Genomic DNA, 19,505 nt, shown 5'->3' with positions numbered 1-19,505 from the left:
TTTGTTTAGATAGGAGATAGAAATGAATGCAACGCAAAAGCTTGAGTTTTTAATTCAAGATCATAATTTATCAGCAGATTTAAAGGCGATTGCCACGAAGGTAATCCAAGGAGAGCGCATCAGCTTCGATGAAGGCGTTTTACTATATGAAAAAGGCGAGCTTGGTTACCTTGGTGCCCTCGCAAATTTTATTCGCGAGAAGCGACACGGTGACAAAACTTATTTTAATCGTAATTTTCATATTGAACCTACGAACGTATGTGTGTACGACTGTAAGTTCTGTGCCTATTCGCGCTTGATTAAAGAGCGCGAACAAGGGTGGGAGATGGATGTCGATGGGATGATGGAGATCGTGCAAAAGTACGATGGGGAACCGGTTACCGAAGTTCATATTACAGGGGGCGTGGTACCGAAACAGAACCTTGAGTTTTATGCCGAATTTTTTAAGCGCTGTAAGGCACATCGTCCTGATCTTCATATCAAAGGACTTACACCGGTAGAGTATTACTACATCTTTAAAAAGGCTAAATTAAGTCACTACGATGGCTTGAAATATTTAAAGGAATGTGGACTTGATTCAATGCCTGGTGGTGGCGCTGAGATTTTCGACTCAGAAATCCGTGAAAAGATAGCGGGCGATAAGTGTACGGCAGAGCAATGGTTGGATATTCACGAACAAGCACATAGTTTGGGCATGCGTACCAATGCGACGATGTTGTATGGGCATATTGAGGAGTTTAAGCATCGGGTGGACCATATGGACCGCCTTCGGCAATTACAAGATAAAACGGGAGGCTTTCAGGCTTTTATTCCATTAAAGTTTAGAAACCAAGGGCACCAAATGTCGGATGTACCGGAAGTATCGGTTATTGAAGATTTGAGGAATTACGCCATTTCTCGTATTTATTTAGATAATTTTGAGCACATAAAGGCTTATTGGGCAATGATATCGAGAGATACAGCTCAACTTTCACTTGCTTTTGGTGTTGATGATATTGATGGCACATTAGATGATACGACCAAGATTTACTCGATGGCTGGCGCAGAGGAACAAACGCCTGCAATGAGTACCCAACAGTTGGTTGAACTTATCAGACAGGTAGGTCGTCACCCAATTGAGCGAGACACGCTTTATGGCGTTATAACGGACTTCAAGGATGTTGTTTTTGAAACAGAAAACAAACCCAAGTATTACTCTTTACCTGTAGTAGAATAAAGAAATTGAAAAAGATATTTTATTTTATCCGGCACGGACAGACCGATTTGAATCGGAGAGGGATCGTGCAGGGACGTGGTGTAAACTCACCGCTCAATGATACGGGAAGAGAGCAGGCACAGGCTTTCTTTGACGCCTATAAGGATATCCCCTTTGATAAGGTTTATATTTCGACGTTGCTTCGTACGAAGGAAACGGTACAGTCTTTTCTTGATTTAGGAATTCCTTCCGAGGAGCTGATAGGATTGGATGAGATTAGCTGGGGCGTTTACGAAGGGAAGGAACAAGATGAAACGATTATGGCGGGATTTAACCAAGTTGTTGCGGCGTGGCGCGCTGGTGATCTAGACTTAGGTATAGAAGCGGGGGAGTCTCCGAATGCACTAGTTGAACGACAGAAGGAGGCGATTGCTCATATGTTGAAACAACACGATGAGGAGACTGTTTTGGTATGTATGCATGGACGTGCGTTGCGGATTATGTTGTGCCACCTTACCAATATACCGGTCAATCTCATGGATGACTTCCCGCATACGAACACGGCCTTGTATGTATTGGAATATTCCGATGACGTATTTACCATTATTGATCATTACAACATTAAACATTTAGAGGAGTTAGGCGATGCATAAAATACGCATATCTGCAGTATCCTACACCAATACATTACCCTTTCTTCAGGGGATAAAAGCTTCTCCGGTGGTTATGGATCAGATTGATCTATCGGTAGATTATCCAAGTGAATGCGCCCGCAAAGTATTGGAGGATGAAGCTGATATGGGAATTATTCCGGTAGCAGCTTTGGCAAGATTAGAACATTACGAGATTATTGGTGACTATTGTATTGGGAGTGATGGTGCTGTAGACTCTGTCTTCATATTTTCGAATAAACCAATAACAGAGATTAATTCTTTATTGTTGGATAAGCAGTCACGTACTTCAAATGGCTTGGCACAGATTCTCTTAAAGCATTATTGGAAACGTGAAGTTAAGGTTGTAGAGCATGGTGAAGCAGATGCTTATGTCCTGATCGGAGACCGGACCTTCGGAAAGAAAGAAGAGGTGCCTTATGTTTATGATATGGGCTATTACTGGAAAGAGATGACCGGTTTGCCTTTTGCTTATGCAGTATGGGTAGCGAATAAATCATTACCATCATCTTTTGTTCAGGTTTTCAATGAAGCACTTGCTGCTGGCGTATCTCACCCCGAGGACGTGATTGAAGGATTGCCTGTATATCCTAATTTTGACTATAAGCAGTATCTTACCAAGAATCTTGATTTTCATTTAACGGATGCCAAACGGCAAGCGATTCAAAAGTATTTGGAATTGTATCGGAGCTTGTAGGTTGTGCAAGCAAAAGTGCTCCTCCAATAGTATTTATTACCAAGAACGCAACCAGAAACTAATCTATTCGTATGGTTTTCTTTCCATGTAGGGGCTACCCTTGCGGTCGCCCATTTTTGATTATTCATAAATTACTGAAAAAAGGAAACGATTGCTAATTGTGAAGGAGGGCGGGGGCAAGCCCAGCCCCTACGTATGACGAATTAAAAATCACGAACCACAAGCAACGAACTCCGGTCTACGAGCTAGGCACAAACCACCATCCACCAACTAGCCACAAACCCCGAAGGGCTCAGCGGAGCTAAATCTTGTGGCTCTACAAAACCACCAACTACAATCTACCAACTACAATCTACAAACAATAATCTACCAACTACACTCTACCAACTACAATCTATAAACAATAATCTACCAACTACACTCTACCTACGAATAAATACTTTTCTTGCCAGAGAGCACATAGGCCACAACACAAGCAACCAAAACCCACGGAAGTACGTCTACACCGAATAGTTCGGCGCCCATGATTGCACAAGCTAAGGGTGTTTTGGTACTACCTGCAAACACCGCGACAAAACCCATCGCAACGAGGAGTGCCATTGGAAGCGGTATAAATAAAGCAAGAGCATTTCCTAATGTCGCACCAATAAAGAATAAAGGTGTTACTTCACCACCTTTAAAGCCACAACTAAGCGTGATGGTGGTAAGGATTAATTTAACCGCAAAATCATAGGCCGGCAGTTCACTGTCGAAGGCCGAGACTAGGGTTGGAATACCAAGACCAATATGTCGTGTTGTATGCGATAATAGAACCCAGGCAACAACGATAGAGCCGCCCAGGATTGGACGGAAGAGCGGTTGCTTTATGAAAGAAAAAGCCTGGTGAAGATAACTGTTAAACTGTATAAATATATATGCCGTACAACCGAAGAAAGCTGCGGCAAGCAAAAGACTTCCGAAATGTAGCCAACTCCACATGGTCGGCAAATCGGTCAATTGTGGGTAATGTGTATGCTGGTTTCCGTAAATATTACACACATAAAAAGCCAAGAAAGCGGTCGCCATTGTTGCCAACAGTCGCTTATAGTTAAAGTAGCGCCAACCGACAAGTTCTATTGCAAAGAATAAGCCTGCCCATGGTGTGCCAAAAAGCGAGGCGAACCCAGCTGCAATACCACAAGAAAGTAACGTTCTTCGATCTTCCGCACTTCCCGGTAAGAAGCGCGAGAACTGATCTGCAATAGTGGCACCATACTGAATAGCTGTTCCTTCACGTCCAGCGGATCCGCCAAATAGGTGGGTGATTAATGTGGTGACAAATATAAGTGGAGCCATAAGGAAAGGCAATACGGCGCTGGGGGCTTTAAACTCAGCGAGTACTAACTTATTCCCACCTTGTGAAGCAGATCCATAGCGTTGATACAACCACACTATAAATACACCCGCTAAGGGAAGAAGATAGATGAGAACGAGATGTTGTTGACGGTAATTCGTGACCGCGTTTAGCAAATAGAGAAATAGGGCAGAGGTGCTGCCAACAAGAAAGGCAATAAGTACAATACTTAAAAGCCATCTAAAAATAAGATTACGGGATAGTGCTGATAGAGACATACTTCAATACGTTAATGAGATAATTCCATTATTCAAAGTAGACGTCATCAGCTCCAGTAGCGGTTCAAGGCAGACATCATTGCCTATAGTTAAAAATATATTATAAAAAACTTACAATAAGGGATATCCAACCTATTATCATCAACAAGCCACCTAGTGGTGTAATCGGACCTAAAAAACGCAGATTTACTTTCCAATGGTTTGCGAAAGCTAACAGATAGATACTTCCTGAAAACAAAAATACGCCGAAAGCGATCCCGTAAAATGCGAGTCTGGCGCTATAAAATGAGAAGTCCGCTTGATATCCGATAATAAGTAACGCTAAGGCAGCGTACATTTGATAGCGAACACCAACCTCAAAAGAGGAGAGCTTATCTTCCGGAAGAAATTTCTTAAAGGCATGTGCACCAAAGGCACCCAATATAATAGCTATTGTCGCTAGTAAAGCAGCCGTTACAAGAACCGTTGTGTTCATTTATAGTTGTTTTTTTATTGCCTGTACTAATTCCGCTTCACTTAGCCCGCCAGTATGATCCCACACTTGCTTCCCATTTTTATAGAGCTGTAATCGCGGTATTGCGCTTATTTTTAATTCCTTTAACAAGTCTGGGTTAGCATCTGCATCGATGTAAACAACCTTTGTTTTATAGCTTTTATCTGCAGCAATTTTTTCGATATACGGTTTTATTTTTTGGCACGGTCCACACCATTTTGCAGTAAAGTCTATAAAAACTAGTGGATGTGATTGCTGTATTGCTTGAAAGTCAGCTAAGGTTAAGCCCTTTAGATCCTTTACATTGCTTTTTGCTGTTGTCGCAGAAGCTTTAGTTTCACTGTTCAGCTTCATGAGACCGCCCTCCAATTCGAAAACAGTAAAGCCTTCTTTTGTGAGCATTTGGGCAGCTTGTGTGCTACGCCCCCCACTAAAGCAAAATACATAAACCGGCTTTTTCTTGTTGAGTTTAGCAGCTTGCAATTGAAAAGTTGACTTATCGTTCCAATTGATATTTTTAGCGTGTTCCAACGTTCCCTTAGCATATTCCTCAGGCGTGCGGACATCCACAAGCTGTGACTTGCTATTCTTTTTTAATCGCTGTTGGAAATCTGTTGGCGACAATTTTGTTTGCGCAGCCAAAATCCCTGAAGAAAGCAGGGTCAAGAACAGGAATAGATATCTCATAGTAACGTAAAGGTAATTAAAAAACTAAGGCTAAGAAATACAAATCCCCCAGAATTGAGTATCTCTGGGGGATTTATATTATTAAAAATTTACTTTTTACTTATTTTATACAATAAACCAGCATCAGTAATCGCAAAGATCTCACCATTCTTGCCTTGGACTACATCCCGGAAACGCTGTCCTTCTTTCGCTAATAAGCGTTCCTCGCCAACCACCTTTTTATCTTTAATGACTAATCGTGCGATATGGGTACTACTTAATCCGCCAATAAATAGACTGTTTTTCCATTCAGGAATTGCATCTCCCGTATAGAACATTAATCCGCTCGGGGATAATACAGGATCCCAATAATAAACAGGTTGCTCCAATCCTTCTTTCTGTTGTATAATTGGATCACCGATAGGTTTTCCACTATATTCCAATCCATAGGTGATCGTCGGCCAACCATAGTTTTTACCCGCCTCCACAAGATTTAGTTCATCACCGCCACGTGGGCCGAATTCAGTTTCCCAAAGATCACCTGTTTCTGGGTGTATCGCAATTCCTTGCACATTACGGTGGCCATAGCTATAAATCTCTGGCAACGCCTTACTATCGTTTAAGAAGGGATTTCCGGCAGCCGGTTGTCCGTCTTTCGTGATACGAATAACCTTACCCAAAGCCGATTTTAGATCTTGCGCTTGTGGTCGTGTCTCCAGCTCAGAGCGTTCACCTGTTGTTACGAGAAGATTGCCGGACTTATCGAAAATAATCCGTCCACCATAATGAAGCTTACCATTGAAAGTTGGTAACGCTCTGTATATCGTTGTCGCATTTTCAATTGTTTTATCATCCGCGGCCAATTTGCCCTTAGCCACGGCCGTATGGTTTCCTCCACTTACTGGTTCAGCAAATACCCAATATACCATTCTGTTCGTAGCAAAATCAGGATCTAGCGTGATACCAAGCAATCCACCTTGCCCTTGCTCATCGACCTTAGGAAGACCTGTAATGGCTTCGCTTACGGTACCATCAGCATTTACAATACGAAGTACACCTGCTTTTTCTGTAATCAATAAACGTCCATCAGGAAGTACGGCAATACCCCATGGTGATTTTAATGCTTTGGTAACTACCGTATGCTCGTACGGCGTTGTCGTTTTCACCCCAGCAACGCGCGTTTGGCCGGCAAAAGCAGGTTTATAATCCGTATTTGCTTTTCCGGACTCGACAGGCGGGTAGATGCTATCGGTGGGTGCACCATCCACTGGTGGCTGACTGGTCGAAGCACTGTTACTACAGGATGCAGCCAACACTAAGGTAGCCGATGCGAGTAAAAATGCAGGAATTTGGATTCTCATAGTTTTCTTATGTGTTTAGGATATAGACGCAAAATAGCGAAATTTGTTTTATAAAAAAAGCCGTCATACAAATGTATGACGGCTTCTTACTTTTTATGTGGATTGCTTATTCAGCAACTACTTCAAAAGGAACTTGTACTTTCACTTCTTTGTGTAAGTTCAAGTTAGCGATGTATTCACCTAAAGTTTTAGGCTCAACTTCGAAAGTGATGCGACGACGGTCAACATCAAAACCTTGCGCTTTCAAAGCATCAGCAACTTGAATGCTGTTTACTTTACCGAAGATTTTTCCTGTTTCACCAGCTTTAGCACCGATAGAAAGTTTTACGCTTTCTAATTTAGTAGCTAATTCAGCTGCATCTTTCTTGATTTTCTCTTGTTTGAACTGAGCTTGTTTAATGTTCTCAGCCAATACTTTTTTAGCAGACACTGTTGCTAAAGTAGCAAATCCTTGAGGAATTAAGTAGTTACGACCGTAACCTGGCTTAACAACTACGATATCGTCTTTCTCGCCAAGGTGCTTAATATCTTGTTTTAAAATAATTTCCATGTCGTTCTTCCTATTTTAATGAATCAGCTACATAAGGTAATAAACCGATAATACGCGCACGTTTAACAGCTTGAGCTACTTTACGTTGGAATTTCAAAGATGTTCCTGTAAGACGACGAGGTAAAATTTTACCTTGATCGTTTACAAATTTCATTAAGAAGTTCGCGTCTTTGTAATCGATATACTTAATACCGTTCTTTTTGAAACGGCAATATTTTTTACGATTGTCCTCTACTTTAGGGGCAGTTACGTATTGAATATTCTCGTTTGCCATTAGTTTGCTACCTCCTCAGTTTTAGTTTCAGGTTTTTTGTTGAAAGCACCGCTACGTTTTTTCTCAGCGAATGCTAATGCATGCTTGTCTAACGCAATAGTTAAGAAACGCATAACACGCTCATCACGTTTGTATTCAACCTCTAATTTTTTGATTAATTCACCTGGAGCCTTGAATTCAGTTAAGTGATAAAATCCAGTTGTTTTTTTCTGGATCGGATACGCTAATTTTTTCAAACCCCAATTGTCTTCAGCGACAATCTCGGCTCCGCCTTCTGTTAGGATAGCTTTGAATTTTGCGATTGTTTCTTTCGCAGCCTCCTCAGAAAGCAACGGGGTAAGAATGATGACAGATTCGTACTGTTGCATTTTTTTAATAGTTATATTAATTAAATATTTGTTCCGCACTCACGGAAGTGCAAAGGTAAGAATATTTCTTATATAAAAGATGTTTTTCTGCAAAAAATCACGATAGCAATCTGCCATCGACATAATACCAGATTCCTTGTGTTCGCTTAAACGTTGATTTCTCGTGGTGTATCTCTACTTCTCCGTTCGCATTAAGGTAATGTGCTTTGAATTCTACGGTAGTTTCGGTGGCGCGTAGTACTTCGAGCTGCATCCATTTGTTCGCTGAAGCCCATTGTGCTATTGCTGCTTTTTGCTGAAAACGTCGCGTAGTAGGGTGGAAGCTGTTATATAGAAAGTCGATTAAGCCCTTAGTAAAAGCGCAATACCGGGCGCGCATAAGGGATTCGGCCGTAGTAGCCTCACGTAAATCTTGATGTATTGGGGCGCAGCAATCCGAATAAGGTTTTTCCGAGCTGCAACCACAAAGAAAAGTATCAACTGCAGTTTGTAAAATCACGATACAAACTTATAGAAAAATGTCTGTAGACACGATAAATTGATCAGTAGATTGTCACAATTTTGTTTGATTGCGAAATGTCTAAACTATTTGCGCACACTGAACGTTTTGAAATATAAAACTAACGCAATTTTCATGACTACATTAAAAAATGAATTAGTTGGAACATGGAAGCTCCTTTCTTATATAGAGGTGCCGATAAATGGTACCGATTCTTTGTTTCCGCTAGGTAAAAACCCAAATGGACTTTTGATTTATGCGCCCGATAGTTTCATGTCCGTACAGATTGCAAAGGAGGGAAGACTCTTGTTTGAGAGTAACGACAAGCTTCTACCTAGTGTTGAAGAAATGGAATCCTCGATAAAGGGTTATTTAGCCTTTACGGGTAAATATAAAGTTGACAATAGTACAGCCGTTGTTCATTATTTAGTAAAGAGTGCGCTTTATCCGAATTGGAACAACAAAGTGTTATCGCGAAAGATCGATTTTGAAGGCGATATCTTATACATGAAATCTGTAGAACCCACACTTTCTAATGGACAGCAGGTGAACTCCTACATGACCTGGCAAAAAGTGGATCGGTCGATTGATGATTTTTTTGATGAAGGGGTTATCGAAACGGCGTATATATCCAATTCGCAATACGAATAAGTTGTCGCGTGGCATCTTGTCGTCCGGCGAAATAACATGCATAATGAAAAAGGGTGCGATCCATTGAATTGGCGCACCCTTTTTCTATTTATGTCGTTGGCTAACGTTAGTTCAAAGCGTCTATTTTCGCTTTCAATTCGTTAGATTTAGCCTCATCCTGTTGGAAATCGTAGTAACCTTTTAAACTTTTCAAGGCATCTACATCTTTCGGATTAAGGGCAACGGATTTTTCCAAGTAAGGAAGAGCTTCTTTGATTTTCTCTTTCAACTCCGTTACTTTTTTGTTGTAATCGTTGTTTGATAATGTTTTGTTCTCGTTTAATGCGTTTAGCTGATCGCGTACACTATTTATTATAGTAGCTGCAGCATTTTTATTTGCATCATTATAGTTTGGATCAATCTCAACGGCTTTTTTGTAAGCAGCAATTGCTTTATCGTTATTGTTTGCCGCAGAATGTGCAATACCTAAATAGTAGTACAACGATTTGTTGTTACCATCTTTGGCAATTTGGTTTTCGATATCAGCAATTACTTTTGATTCTTTACCAGCGATCAGGTTCAATTCAATGTTTTGAACGGCAGCGTCGTTATCATTCGGGTAAGCCTGTGCTGCTTGTGCTGCGTAATCAAGTGCGCTAGCCGTATCTTTCATGGAAAGGTAAAGCTTAGGTAGGTCAACCATCACCGATTTATGTGCGGAGAAATCCTTTTTAGGAATCAGTAACTTGTACTTTTCAACTGCATTTTTGTAATCTTGGTTTTGGATTGCCGCCAAACCTCCGTAGTAAGTAAGTGTTGTGTCTCCAGGAAGGAAAGTTAACGCTTTATCAAACTGCGCGTAAGCGGATTTAAAATCTTGTTTTTCCCAAGAAGCTACCCCTTGATTAAAATTGTATTGACCTAAGACCTGTCCAACGACAGCGATATTCTCTGCGTTTTTCTTTTCTGTGTCCAAGGCCTTTGCTTTTTCAACACCTTCAGCTGCTGCTGTAGCCGCTTCTGGAACATTATCCATGGAAGCGATATTCGCATTTACCAAAGCGTAGATTGTCCATGCTTCAGGATCATCTTTCGTCTTTTCGTGGGCAACTGCTAAATCAATTGCTTCTTTAGCCGCGGTAAGATTTGATTTACCCAGAGCAGCAGAGCCTGCACTTTTTAATTCTTCAAACTTTTGTAAGCTGCTTTTTGCTTTTCTTAAATTACTTGTTTGCGCAAATGTCGTTGTACCTGCAGCAACCAGTAAAGAAAATACTATGGCTTTTTTAAAATTCATTTTTTAATTATTTGAAAGTTGATTTAATAATAGCTTTACTCGGTCTAATTGAGCCAAATCACCAGCCTTTTCGTAATACATAGATAGCGATTTTAGTGCATTGACATCATATGGTCTAATCTCATTTGCTTTTAACAATAAGTTTTGCGCATAGTATTGCGCCTCCACATTGGTGTCGTTTTTCAAAAAATCACCTAAGAATATCAGCCCTAAGGCTAAGTTGGCTTCGTAGTTATTTGGACTCAATTGCAATGTTTTCTGATAGTATCGTTTAGCGATATCGATGCGGCCGACAGTTTCGTTAGCATATCCTGCTAGATAATTCAACTCCACATTTTCGGGCTCAAATTTTATCGCTTCATCAATAATAGGAACGATAGCTTCGTAGTTATTATTGTGTGCTAACTCCTGAATTAAATTCATGAGCACAACTTTATTATCCTTGAATTTAGATCGCGCTGTTTCCAAGGTGCGTAATTGCGCATGCTTATCTCCAGATAGACGGTATACATCAGCAAGTTCCAGATACATGGTTGCCGTGGCGTCATCATCCTTAATAACGGTCGTATAATAACCGATTGCTTCCTTATACTGTTTACTTTGTACCGCCAGTAATGCCAAGTTATAGATTACATCCGTGTTGCCAATTGATAATTCTTTCACTTTGATGTAATTATCGTAAGCCGTCTTGTAGTCTTTTTTACCCAGGGCTTTATTGGCGCTTGAAATATGTGCCGCAGCTAAATTTTGCTTTACATATTTCATTTCGGCCGGATAGTTTTGAAGATCATTAGCCCTTAGTTTACCCAATGCATGATAGGTAATATCAATAGGATCTTTGGGGTTCTTGATCGTCCGGCTTGAGTCAGCATAAGCCATCGCACTATAAATCATGGCACGAAGGACATTTACTTTTGCGCTTGTCGAGTCCCGTTTGTTTTGGTATCCGGCATCGTTAAATTTCTTTGCACTTTCCAGATTCTTTAAGTCTCCCGATTGCATGTACATGGCAAAACTGTTGCTACTCTCTTTGTAATTAGATTGTGCAAAGCCTGTAAAAGAACAGGAGACTAAAAGACCCAAAATAACCGTTTTCTTCATAAAATTATGCTTCGTTGTCTTCGTTATCAGCTTCAGCGTCATTAGATTCCGCATCTTCTGAAGGACTAATTATTGCACCATTTGACGCATCACGTAGGATGTTGTCTGTGTCATCCGTTGTTGGGGTGTCGATTTCACCCTCTGCACCGCCTAAGCCTTCTTCATCATCCTCTTCGCGCTCTACTTTGGTGATCGATGCAATTTCATCTGTATCATTTAACGTTATTAAGCGCACGCCTTGTGTGGCACGACCCATAACACGTAATGAATCAACGCCAATACGAATCACGATACCAGATTTATTGATAATCATCAAGTCGTCCTGGTCGGTTACGCCTTTGATTGCAACAAGCTCACCGGTTTTATCCGTAACATTAATAGTTTTTACTCCTTTACCACCCCGGTTTGTTACGCGGTAGTCCTCGATATCCGTACGTTTACCATAGCCTTTTTCAGAAACAACAAGAACAGTAGAATCATTGCTGTCAACAGCGATCATACCTACTACTTCATCTTGCTCACTGGCCAAAGTAATACCACGTACACCTGTCGCGGTTCTACCCATTGGGCGAACTGTTCCTTCATTAAAGCGAATAGCGCGACCCGAGCGAAGAGCCATCACGATTTCGCTGGTACCCGTTGTTAAACATGCTTCCAATAGCTCATCGCCTTCATTGATATTAATTGCATTAATACCATTTGCACGCGGACGAGAGTAAGCCTCTAGCGATGTTTTCTTGATCGTACCTTTCTTGGTACACATAATAATGAAGTTATTCTCCAAGTACTCCTGATCCTTCAAGTTGATTACCTTGATAAAGGCCTTGATTTTCTCTTCTTTCGGAACATTGATAATATTCTGCAGGGCACGGCCTCTCGAAGTACGACTTCCTTCAGGGATCTCAAAAGCACGAAGCCAGAAACAACGTCCTTTGTCGGTAAAGAGTAGGAGGTAGTTATGTGCAGATGCTGTGATGATATGCTCGGTAAAGTCTTCATCGCGTGTGGTCGAACCAATAGCTCCCTTACCACCACGGCCTTGACGACGGTACTCTGAAAGCGGAGTGCGTTTTACATAACTGTTATGCGAAATGGTAATGACGATTTCCTCATCATCGATGAAATCTTCCATACGCATATCCTCTGCCGAGTGAACGATAATAGAGCGACGCTCATCACCATATTTTTCTTTTACTTCAGCAAGTTCGTCTTTAATAATACGCATACGTAAGCCTTCGTCACTCAAAACTTCTTTCAAGTAGTCGATAGTCTTCATTAATTCGGCATATTCTTCTTTAATCTTGTCACGTTCCAGTCCTGTTAGACGACGTAACGTCATGTCTAAAATAGCACGTGCTTGAATATCGGTCAGGCTAAAGCGTTCCATTAATCCTGTACGCGCATCCTCTGGTGTCTCGGAGCTACGGATTAATTTAATCACTTCATCCAGGTGATCTAATGCAATTAAATAGCCTTCTAAAATGTGTGCTCTTTTTTCTGCTTCCGCCAACTCATATTTAGTACGACGGATAACAACCTCATGTCTATGTTCCACAAATTCATGGATCATATCCTTCAAGTTCATCAACATCGGACGCCCTTTAACTAAGGCAATGTTATTTACAGAAAATGAGGTCTGTAAGGCTGTGTATTTATAGAGATTGTTTAATACCACATTGGCATTAGCCTCTCTTTTTATTTCGTAAACAATACGGAAGCCATCGCGGTCAGATTCATCACGGATGGTAGCGATACCTTCAATTTTCTTTTCGTTGACAAGCTCTGCCGTGCGCTCAATCATATTCGCCTTGTTGACTTGATATGGTATCTCGGTAACGATAATACATTCGCGTCCATTTTTCAAGGTTTCTATCTCGGCTTTACCACGCATAACCACACGTCCACGACCCGTTTCACATGCATCTTTAACGCCATTGTACCCATATATAATACCGCCGGTAGGGAAGTCAGGGCCTTTGATGTGTTGCATCAACTCTGAGATCTCAATATCGCGGTTGTCAATATACGCTGTAATACCGTCAACAACTTCTGTGAGGTTGTGTGGCGCCATATTAGTCGCCATACCTACAGCGATACCCGAAGCACCATTTACCAATAAATTTGGAATCCGAGTAGGGAGAACTGTTGGTTCTTCAAGGGAGTCGTCAAAGTTGAGTTGAAAATCTACCGTATCTTTATTGATATCAGAAAGAATATCTTCTGCAATCTTTTTCAATCTGGCCTCCGTATAACGCATTGCTGCTGGAGGGTCACCATCAACCGAACCGTAGTTACCTTGACCATCAACCAACGGATAACGCATGCTCCAGTCTTGCGCTAAGCGCACCATTGCATCATACACCGATGAGTCACCATGTGGGTGGTACTTACCTAATACGTCACCGACAATACGCGCCGATTTTTTATAAGGTTTACTACTGGTAACACCCAAGTCCAACATACCATATAAAACCCGTCTATGTACAGGTTTCATACCGTCTCTTGCATCAGGCAACGCACGAGAAACAATCACCGACATCGAGTAATCGATATAGGCAGACTTCATTTGGTCCTCTATGTTAATGGGGATAATCCTGTCGTTAGCAGGAAGTAGATTGTTTTCGTTCTCTGTCTCTTCAGCCATATTAAAATTTGGTTTCGATAAAACTTAATAATGTGCACCTGAATAAAGTACACACATCGCATGCGAAGTTACGATTTTTTTCGTTCAAAGTGGCAAAATCTCCTTGCTATTATTATTGTATAACATAAAGTCTAGGGGACGGTTCAGATGAAGTTTTTTGCATGTTCTTTAAGGTATTGGGAGTAATTTGTTGATTAGAAGGGCGCAAACGTTATTGTTGTGTCATTTTTATATTAAAAAAAGTAAAATTTTATATTCTTATCAATAAAACATTGAAAAATGTAAAAAACTTTTAAAAAAAATTTTACTTTTGCTTTTCATTTAGCCAAAGGTGGTTTGATGAGGGAGTAGTTATTTTATTTATCATTAATTTTTTTACGATGAAACATAATTTTGGGGCAGGACCATGCATCCTTCCAAAGGAAGTATTTCAAGAAGCGGCACAAGCAGTAATCGATTTTAATAATTCGGGCTTATCGATCCTTGAAATATCGCATCGTTCCAAAGATTTCGAACAAGTTGTTATTGAAACAGAAGCCCTTGTGCGCGAATTGTTAGCCGTTCCTGCCGATTATTCGGTGTTGTTTTTGCAAGGAGGCGCCAGTCAGCAATTTGCTATGGTTCCTATGAATTTGTTGCCTGAAGGAGGTAAAGCAGCTTACTTGGATACGGGAGTATGGGCTTCCAAAGCCGCTAAAGAAGCTTCGAAACTGGGGAACGTAGAAATCGTGGCTTCATCGTCGGATAAAAATTATACGTACATCCCGAAGGTATTTACTGTACCAACAGATGCAGCATATTTCCACTATACATCAAATAATACAATCTATGGTACGGAGATTTTTGAAGCACCAAAAGTTAATGTTCCTTTGGTTGTTGATATGTCCTCGGACATCTTAAGTCGTACGATAAACGTAGCGGATTACGACCTGATTTATGCGGGTGCACAAAAGAATATGGGACCGGCTGGTGTAACCTTGGTTATTGTAAAGAATGATATTCTAGGGAAATCGGGACGTACTATTCCTGCCATATTTGATTACAGATCACATGCGTTGGCAGGCTCTATGTATAATACGCCACCTGTATATTCAATTTATGTATCAATGTTGAACTTACGTTGGTTAAAAGCAAAAGGTGGTATTGAGGTTATTGAGCGAGAAAATATCATCAAAGCACGGACACTCTATGACGAAATCGACAGAAATCCGTTTTTCCGCGGCACAGCCAATCTGGAAGATCGTTCACGTATGAATGTGAGTTTTGTGATGGATACAGCAGAGCAGGAAGCAGAATTCTTAGAATTAGCGAAGGAACGTGGTTTGATCGGTATCAAAGGACACCGTTCGGTTGGTGGATTCCGTGCTTCAATTTATAATGCATTGACGCTATCGTCTATAAATGCATTGGTTGACGCGATGAAGGAGTTTGAAGAAAGATATAAATAAGCTTAGTTAGATACAAGAATGAGAATATTAGCAAATGATGGTATCGATGCCGTTGGCAAGCAGCTTTTAGAAGCAGCAGGCTTTGAGGTTGATACAAACCATATACCGCAGGAGGAATTAGCGGAAAAATTAAAAAATTACGATGCAATAACGGTACGTAGTGCCACTAAAGTTAGACAAGCGTTGATTGATGCTTGTCCCAATATAAAGGCCATTGGTCGGGGCGGTGTTGGTATGGATAATATTGATGTTGAATATGCCCGCTCAAAAGGTATTGCCGTTATTAATACGCCTGCAGCTTCATCGTTATCTGTAGGTGAGCTCGTATTTGCACATTTACTAAATGGAGTTCGTTTTCTTTATGATGCGAACCGTAAGATGCCAATTGAAGGTAATACTAAATTCGGGGACCTGAAGAAAGCATACGCAAAGGGTGTTGAATTAGGAGGGAAGACATTAGGTGTTGTTGGCTTTGGTCGTATTGGTAAAGAAACAGCAAAGATCGCTTTAGGTTTAGGGATGAACGTATTGTATACCGATTTATACGAAGGGCCTAAGGCGCTAACGCTTACACTTTCGGGAGGAATCCAGGTGGATGTTCCTGTGAAACAGGTTGCCATCGAAGAGATCTTTAAAAATGCTGACTTTATATCTTTGCATGTACCTTTCTTAGATAAACCGGCTATTGGGGCTGCTGAGTTTGCTCTATTAAAAGATGGTGTTGGTTTGGTGAACGCTTCACGCGGTGGCGTGATTGATGAGCTGGAATTGATTAAGGCGTTGGATGCTGGAAAAGTGTCTTTTGCTGGTCTTGATGTGTTCGATAACGAACCTACACCGAGAACAGAAATTCTTACGCATCCACGGATTTCTTTAACACCGCATATCGGTGCTGCTACGAACGAAGCGCAAGAACGTATTGGTGTCGAACTAGCAACATTGCTTATTGAGACATTGAAGAAGTAGTACTTCCGCATAATATAGATGCGGCGCAAGAGCTTTTACAGCATTTGCGCCGCTTTTTTTTGAGAAAAAATATAGAAATATAAAAAAATAAACCATCGTTGTTTATTCTTTGACTGCTGCTGTTTCAAGAAGATTTTTTGTGTATTGGATGGGATCAATGAACAAAGACCAGTAATGAGCATCGAAAAGGGATATTGTGCTAAAAGTATACGAATAGATGAGGTTGGAAAACACGTTGTTTTTTTTGTTTTGTTTATTATAATACAGACTTTTGCATTTTTAAACACGGATAATTAATACTAATTACTTCGTACCTGAGACGTATTGCTTCGTATTTTATATGCGTTACTACGTGCTTATGTACTTAAATAAAACTTATGAAAATTCTAAAATTTGGTGGCACCTCGGTTGGTAGTGCAGAACGCATCAAAGGATTACTTGAAATTGTAAATCCTGCGGAGCGTCAAATTGTCGTGTTATCTGCTGTAGCAGGCACGACAAATGCTTTGGTAGAAATTGGACAGGCTTTTCTTGCTGAGAAGAAGGACGAAGCATTAGCACTTACCAAGCAGCACAAGGATAAATATGAGCTTTTGATTCAGGAGCTTTTTACGACTGTTGAAGGGCTATCAAAGGGTAAGCAATTGATTGATTATCATTTTAATTACATTGCTTCCTTAGGAAATGAAATGTTCACTTCGGTGGAAGAAAAAGCTATTCTTGCACAAGGTGAGTTGCTTTCGACAACACTGTTTCATTTTCATTTAGAAGAAATTGGTGTTCCATCGGTATTATTGCCTGCCCTTGATTTTATGAAGATCGATGAAGACAATGAACCCATGGTCGATTATATTGGCGAGAAGTTAGGTGCTATATTGGACCTTTCGCCAGCAAATACACTATTCATTACACAAGGTTATATTTGTCGAAATTCATTTGGTGAAATCGACAATCTACGTCGTGGTGGATCTGATTATACTGCGTCCCTAATAGGGGCTGCAATACGGGCTGAAGAAGTTCAAATCTGGACGGATATCGATGGTATGCATAATAATGATCCCCGTATCGTAAAAAACACATCGCCTATTGCAAACCTTAGTTTTGATGAGGCAGCTGAACTGGCTTATTTTGGAGCGAAGATATTGCATCCGCAGAGTGTGTTTCCAGCACAAAAATATAACGTACCCGTACGTTTGTTAAATACAATGGATCCAGCTGCAGCAGGGACATTGATTAGTAAAGACGGCGGAAACAAAGGACAGATACGAGCAATTGCTGCTAAAGATGGCATTACGGCTATTCACATCCATTCTTCAAGAATGTTGTTAGCTTATGGTTTTTTACGTAAAATATTTGAGATATTTGAACGCTACAAAACGCCAATTGATATGATCACGACATCTGAAGTTGCCGTTTCTTTAACGATTGATGAAACACGCTATTTAGCGGATATTATTAAAGAGGTGGAGGATTTCGGTCGTGTGAGCATCGATAATGAACAAACCATTGTATGTGTAGTCGGAGATTTTAGTGCCAATATGCATGGTTATGCGGCACGCGTGTTGGATGCGATCAAACATTTGCCTATTCGTATGATTTCCTACGGCGGGTCAGATTACAATGTATCGATCCTTCTGGATAGCGAACATAAAACAGAGGCGTTGCGTTCGTTGCACAATAGATTATTTTAAGTAATAGAATTAAATTCGATATGTTGTTTACAAAAGATCAGCAAGAGAAGATAAAAAATTTAGAGACCCCGTTTTACTACTATGATATGGGGTTACTCGAGCGAACGTTGAATAGTGCTAAGGCTGCTGCTGATAAGCGTGGATTTCATGTACATTATGCCTTAAAAGCTAATTTCAATGATCGCGTATTGGATATGATTCAATCGAAGGGATTTGGTGCTGATTGTGTAAGTGGTAATGAGGTGCAAAAATCAATTGATAAAGGCTTCGCTCCGGAGATGATTACCTTTGCCGGTGTCGGAAAATCCGATAAAGAGATCATTGCGGCATTGAAACACCAGATCTTCGCTTTCAATGTAGAGTCTATCCAAGAGATGGAGGTTATCAATGAGCTTGCTGGTCAGTTGGGTGTTGTGGCCCAGGTATCGCTTCGCATTAACCCGAATGTGGATGCACATACACATCATTATATTACGACTGGCTTGGATGAGAATAAATTTGGGGTGCCTACTTCGGAGTTAGAAATTGCGGCTTCGGTTATCCGTCAAGCACAGCATGTAGAGCTCATCGGATTGCATTTTCATATAGGCTCTCAAATCACAGATATGAACGTATTTAAGAGTTTATGTGTGAAGGTTAATGAATGGAAAAATTGGTTTGAAGAGCGGGGAACAGCGATTAAAGTCTTGAATGTTGGAGGAGGACTAGGGGTTGATTATCAACATCCAGATGAAAATTCCATGCCTGACTTTGAAGCATATTTTGATATTTTTGATAAGTTTTTGGAGCGTACCGCACAGCAAGAAGTACACTTTGAATTAGGTCGTGCTTTAGTGGCGCAGTGTGGGAGCTTAATCAGTAAGGTTCTGTATACGAAAAGTGGTATTAAAAAGAACTTTCTAATTCTAGATGCAGGGATGACAGAGCTTATGCGTCCGGCTCTCTATCAGGCTTATCATAAGATCGAGCATGTCGCAAAAGAGGTGACGACAACTATAAACTACGACGTCGTCGGCCCGATTTGCGAGAGCTCAGATTGTTTTGGTAAAGAAGTACCATTACCAGAATCCCAACGAGGCGATCTTATTGCTATCCGCACTGCGGGAGCTTATGGCGAGGTGATGGCATCAAGCTATAATCTTCGTGATGAAATTCGTTACGTTTATAGCGACAAGCTTTAAAAGCAAGTAGTTCTTTAGTGCATAGTACGTAGTCTATAGTACATTGTTCTTACTTTCAAAATAGAGCGTATGGGGTACCTCGTGTTTCATACGCTCTATCCATCACGATCTACCAACCACAATCTACCAACCACAATCTACCAACCACCATCTACCAACCAC

The 19,505-nt window shown here is 40.8% G+C and carries 19 protein-coding genes and 1 riboswitch; of the genes, 8 read left to right on the top strand and 11 right to left on the bottom strand.

Annotated elements, in window-relative coordinates; all coding sequences use genetic code 11:
- Positions 1-22 precede the first annotated feature (22 nt).
- From mqnE to B9Y69_RS05270, 3 genes are read left to right on the top strand one after another with little or no spacing between them, the layout of a single operon-like run.
- On the top strand, positions 23-1,216 hold the full coding sequence (mqnE, locus tag B9Y69_RS05280) for an aminofutalosine synthase MqnE (protein WP_085471919.1): 1,194 nt from the start codon (positions 23-25) through the stop codon (positions 1,214-1,216).
- A 5-nt stretch (positions 1,217-1,221) separates the two neighbouring features.
- Complete coding sequence (locus B9Y69_RS05275) at positions 1,222-1,848, top strand: histidine phosphatase family protein (RefSeq protein ID WP_085471918.1); 627 nt, start codon at positions 1,222-1,224, stop codon at positions 1,846-1,848.
- Positions 1,841-2,563, top strand: coding sequence for a menaquinone biosynthetic enzyme MqnA/MqnD family protein (locus B9Y69_RS05270; RefSeq protein WP_085471917.1), 723 nt, complete (start codon positions 1,841-1,843; stop codon positions 2,561-2,563). The genes B9Y69_RS05275 and B9Y69_RS05270 overlap by 8 nt, the downstream gene beginning before the upstream one ends.
- A 426-nt stretch (positions 2,564-2,989) precedes the next feature.
- On the opposite strand, the gene B9Y69_RS05265 is transcribed toward B9Y69_RS05270, so the two are convergent.
- From B9Y69_RS05265 to B9Y69_RS05230, 8 genes are all read right to left on the bottom strand, one after another.
- Complete coding sequence (locus B9Y69_RS05265; protein WP_085471916.1) at positions 2,990-4,174, bottom strand: chloride channel protein; 1,185 nt, start codon at positions 4,172-4,174, stop codon at positions 2,990-2,992.
- Between the two features lie 31 nt (positions 4,175-4,205).
- A riboswitch (Fluoride riboswitch) is annotated at positions 4,206-4,267 on the bottom strand.
- Between the two features lie 7 nt (positions 4,268-4,274).
- A complete protein-coding gene (locus B9Y69_RS05260; protein WP_085471915.1) occupies positions 4,275-4,649 on the bottom strand; it encodes a DUF423 domain-containing protein in 375 nt (124 codons plus the stop codon).
- Entirely contained in the window at positions 4,650-5,354 is a 705-nt protein-coding gene (locus tag B9Y69_RS05255) for a thioredoxin domain-containing protein (RefSeq protein ID WP_085471914.1), read from the bottom strand.
- A gap of 89 nt (positions 5,355-5,443) precedes the next feature.
- Positions 5,444-6,694 (bottom strand): PQQ-dependent sugar dehydrogenase, encoded by a 1,251-nt coding sequence (locus B9Y69_RS05250; protein ID WP_085471913.1) that lies wholly within the window; start codon positions 6,692-6,694, stop codon positions 5,444-5,446.
- A 106-nt stretch (positions 6,695-6,800) separates the two neighbouring features.
- Positions 6,801-7,244, bottom strand: coding sequence for a 50S ribosomal protein L9 (rplI, locus tag B9Y69_RS05245; protein ID WP_085471912.1), 444 nt, complete (start codon positions 7,242-7,244; stop codon positions 6,801-6,803).
- 10 nt (positions 7,245-7,254) lie between these two features.
- Complete coding sequence (rpsR, locus tag B9Y69_RS05240) at positions 7,255-7,518, bottom strand: 30S ribosomal protein S18 (protein ID WP_085471911.1); 264 nt, start codon at positions 7,516-7,518, stop codon at positions 7,255-7,257.
- On the bottom strand, positions 7,518-7,886 hold the full coding sequence (gene rpsF / locus B9Y69_RS05235) for a 30S ribosomal protein S6 (protein ID WP_085471910.1): 369 nt from the start codon (positions 7,884-7,886) through the stop codon (positions 7,518-7,520). The genes rpsR and rpsF overlap by 1 nt, the downstream gene beginning before the upstream one ends.
- A gap of 97 nt (positions 7,887-7,983) precedes the next feature.
- Positions 7,984-8,385: a YchJ family protein gene (locus B9Y69_RS05230; RefSeq protein WP_234991104.1), complete on the bottom strand. Its 402-nt coding sequence runs from the start codon at positions 8,383-8,385 to the stop codon at positions 7,984-7,986.
- Positions 8,386-8,520: 135 nt separating this feature from the next.
- Here B9Y69_RS05230 and B9Y69_RS05225 point away from each other — a divergent pair, with 135 nt between their 5' ends.
- Complete coding sequence (locus tag B9Y69_RS05225) at positions 8,521-9,036, top strand: lipocalin-like domain-containing protein (RefSeq protein ID WP_085471909.1); 516 nt, start codon at positions 8,521-8,523, stop codon at positions 9,034-9,036.
- A 106-nt stretch (positions 9,037-9,142) separates the two neighbouring features.
- On the opposite strand, the gene B9Y69_RS05220 is transcribed toward B9Y69_RS05225, so the two are convergent.
- From B9Y69_RS05220 to gyrA, 3 genes are read right to left on the bottom strand one after another with little or no spacing between them, the layout of a single operon-like run.
- On the bottom strand, positions 9,143-10,312 hold the full coding sequence (locus B9Y69_RS05220; protein WP_085471908.1) for a tetratricopeptide repeat protein: 1,170 nt from the start codon (positions 10,310-10,312) through the stop codon (positions 9,143-9,145).
- A 3-nt stretch (positions 10,313-10,315) separates the two neighbouring features.
- Positions 10,316-11,413 (bottom strand): tetratricopeptide repeat protein, encoded by a 1,098-nt coding sequence (locus B9Y69_RS05215; RefSeq protein WP_085472010.1) that lies wholly within the window; start codon positions 11,411-11,413, stop codon positions 10,316-10,318.
- A 4-nt stretch (positions 11,414-11,417) separates the two neighbouring features.
- Positions 11,418-14,057, bottom strand: a complete 2,640-nt coding sequence (gyrA, locus tag B9Y69_RS05210; RefSeq protein ID WP_085471907.1) for a DNA gyrase subunit A — start codon at positions 14,055-14,057, stop codon at positions 11,418-11,420.
- 380 nt (positions 14,058-14,437) lie between these two features.
- Between gyrA and serC the strand changes: the two genes are divergently transcribed.
- From serC to lysA, 4 genes are all read left to right on the top strand, one after another.
- Positions 14,438-15,505, top strand: coding sequence for a 3-phosphoserine/phosphohydroxythreonine transaminase (gene serC, locus B9Y69_RS05205; RefSeq protein ID WP_085471906.1), 1,068 nt, complete (start codon positions 14,438-14,440; stop codon positions 15,503-15,505).
- Positions 15,506-15,523: 18 nt separating this feature from the next.
- Positions 15,524-16,471, top strand: a complete 948-nt coding sequence (locus B9Y69_RS05200) for a D-2-hydroxyacid dehydrogenase (RefSeq protein WP_085471905.1) — start codon at positions 15,524-15,526, stop codon at positions 16,469-16,471.
- Between the two features lie 377 nt (positions 16,472-16,848).
- Positions 16,849-18,162 carry an aspartate kinase gene (locus tag B9Y69_RS05195; RefSeq protein ID WP_085471904.1) on the top strand — a complete coding sequence of 438 codons (1,314 nt, stop codon included), beginning with the start codon at positions 16,849-16,851 and terminating at the stop codon, positions 18,160-18,162.
- A 23-nt stretch (positions 18,163-18,185) separates the two neighbouring features.
- Complete coding sequence (lysA, locus tag B9Y69_RS05190) at positions 18,186-19,343, top strand: diaminopimelate decarboxylase (RefSeq protein WP_394365778.1); 1,158 nt, start codon at positions 18,186-18,188, stop codon at positions 19,341-19,343.
- Positions 19,344-19,505: the final 162 nt, after the last annotated feature.

The sequence above is a fragment of the Sphingobacterium psychroaquaticum genome (assembly GCF_900177625.1).
Classification (GTDB): domain Bacteria; phylum Bacteroidota; class Bacteroidia; order Sphingobacteriales; family Sphingobacteriaceae; genus Sphingobacterium; species Sphingobacterium psychroaquaticum.
This window is presented reverse-complemented; position numbering and strand designations above follow the sequence as displayed.

What these genes read in the sequence shown, in the direction of transcription:
- B9Y69_RS05195 (WP_085471904.1), top strand. Translation starts at nt 16,849, where the DNA reads ATGAAAATTCTAAAATTTGGTGGCACCTCGGTTGGTAGTGCAGAACGC.
- gyrA (WP_085471907.1), bottom strand. Translation starts at nt 14,057, where the DNA reads ATGGCTGAAGAGACAGAGAACGAAAACAATCTACTTCCTGCTAACGAC.
- rpsR (WP_085471911.1), bottom strand. Translation starts at nt 7,518, where the DNA reads ATGGCAAACGAGAATATTCAATACGTAACTGCCCCTAAAGTAGAGGAC.
- mqnE (WP_085471919.1), top strand. Translation starts at nt 23, where the DNA reads ATGAATGCAACGCAAAAGCTTGAGTTTTTAATTCAAGATCATAATTTA.
- serC (WP_085471906.1), top strand. Translation starts at nt 14,438, where the DNA reads ATGAAACATAATTTTGGGGCAGGACCATGCATCCTTCCAAAGGAAGTA.
- B9Y69_RS05265 (WP_085471916.1), bottom strand. Translation starts at nt 4,174, where the DNA reads ATGTCTCTATCAGCACTATCCCGTAATCTTATTTTTAGATGGCTTTTA.
- B9Y69_RS05250 (WP_085471913.1), bottom strand. Translation starts at nt 6,694, where the DNA reads ATGAGAATCCAAATTCCTGCATTTTTACTCGCATCGGCTACCTTAGTG.
- B9Y69_RS05270 (WP_085471917.1), top strand. Translation starts at nt 1,841, where the DNA reads ATGCATAAAATACGCATATCTGCAGTATCCTACACCAATACATTACCC.
- B9Y69_RS05215 (WP_085472010.1), bottom strand. Translation starts at nt 11,413, where the DNA reads ATGAAGAAAACGGTTATTTTGGGTCTTTTAGTCTCCTGTTCTTTTACA.
- B9Y69_RS05255 (WP_085471914.1), bottom strand. Translation starts at nt 5,354, where the DNA reads ATGAGATATCTATTCCTGTTCTTGACCCTGCTTTCTTCAGGGATTTTG.
- B9Y69_RS05220 (WP_085471908.1), bottom strand. Translation starts at nt 10,312, where the DNA reads ATGAATTTTAAAAAAGCCATAGTATTTTCTTTACTGGTTGCTGCAGGT.
- B9Y69_RS05225 (WP_085471909.1), top strand. Translation starts at nt 8,521, where the DNA reads ATGACTACATTAAAAAATGAATTAGTTGGAACATGGAAGCTCCTTTCT.
- B9Y69_RS05260 (WP_085471915.1), bottom strand. Translation starts at nt 4,649, where the DNA reads ATGAACACAACGGTTCTTGTAACGGCTGCTTTACTAGCGACAATAGCT.
- rplI (WP_085471912.1), bottom strand. Translation starts at nt 7,244, where the DNA reads ATGGAAATTATTTTAAAACAAGATATTAAGCACCTTGGCGAGAAAGAC.
- rpsF (WP_085471910.1), bottom strand. Translation starts at nt 7,886, where the DNA reads ATGCAACAGTACGAATCTGTCATCATTCTTACCCCGTTGCTTTCTGAG.
- B9Y69_RS05200 (WP_085471905.1), top strand. Translation starts at nt 15,524, where the DNA reads ATGAGAATATTAGCAAATGATGGTATCGATGCCGTTGGCAAGCAGCTT.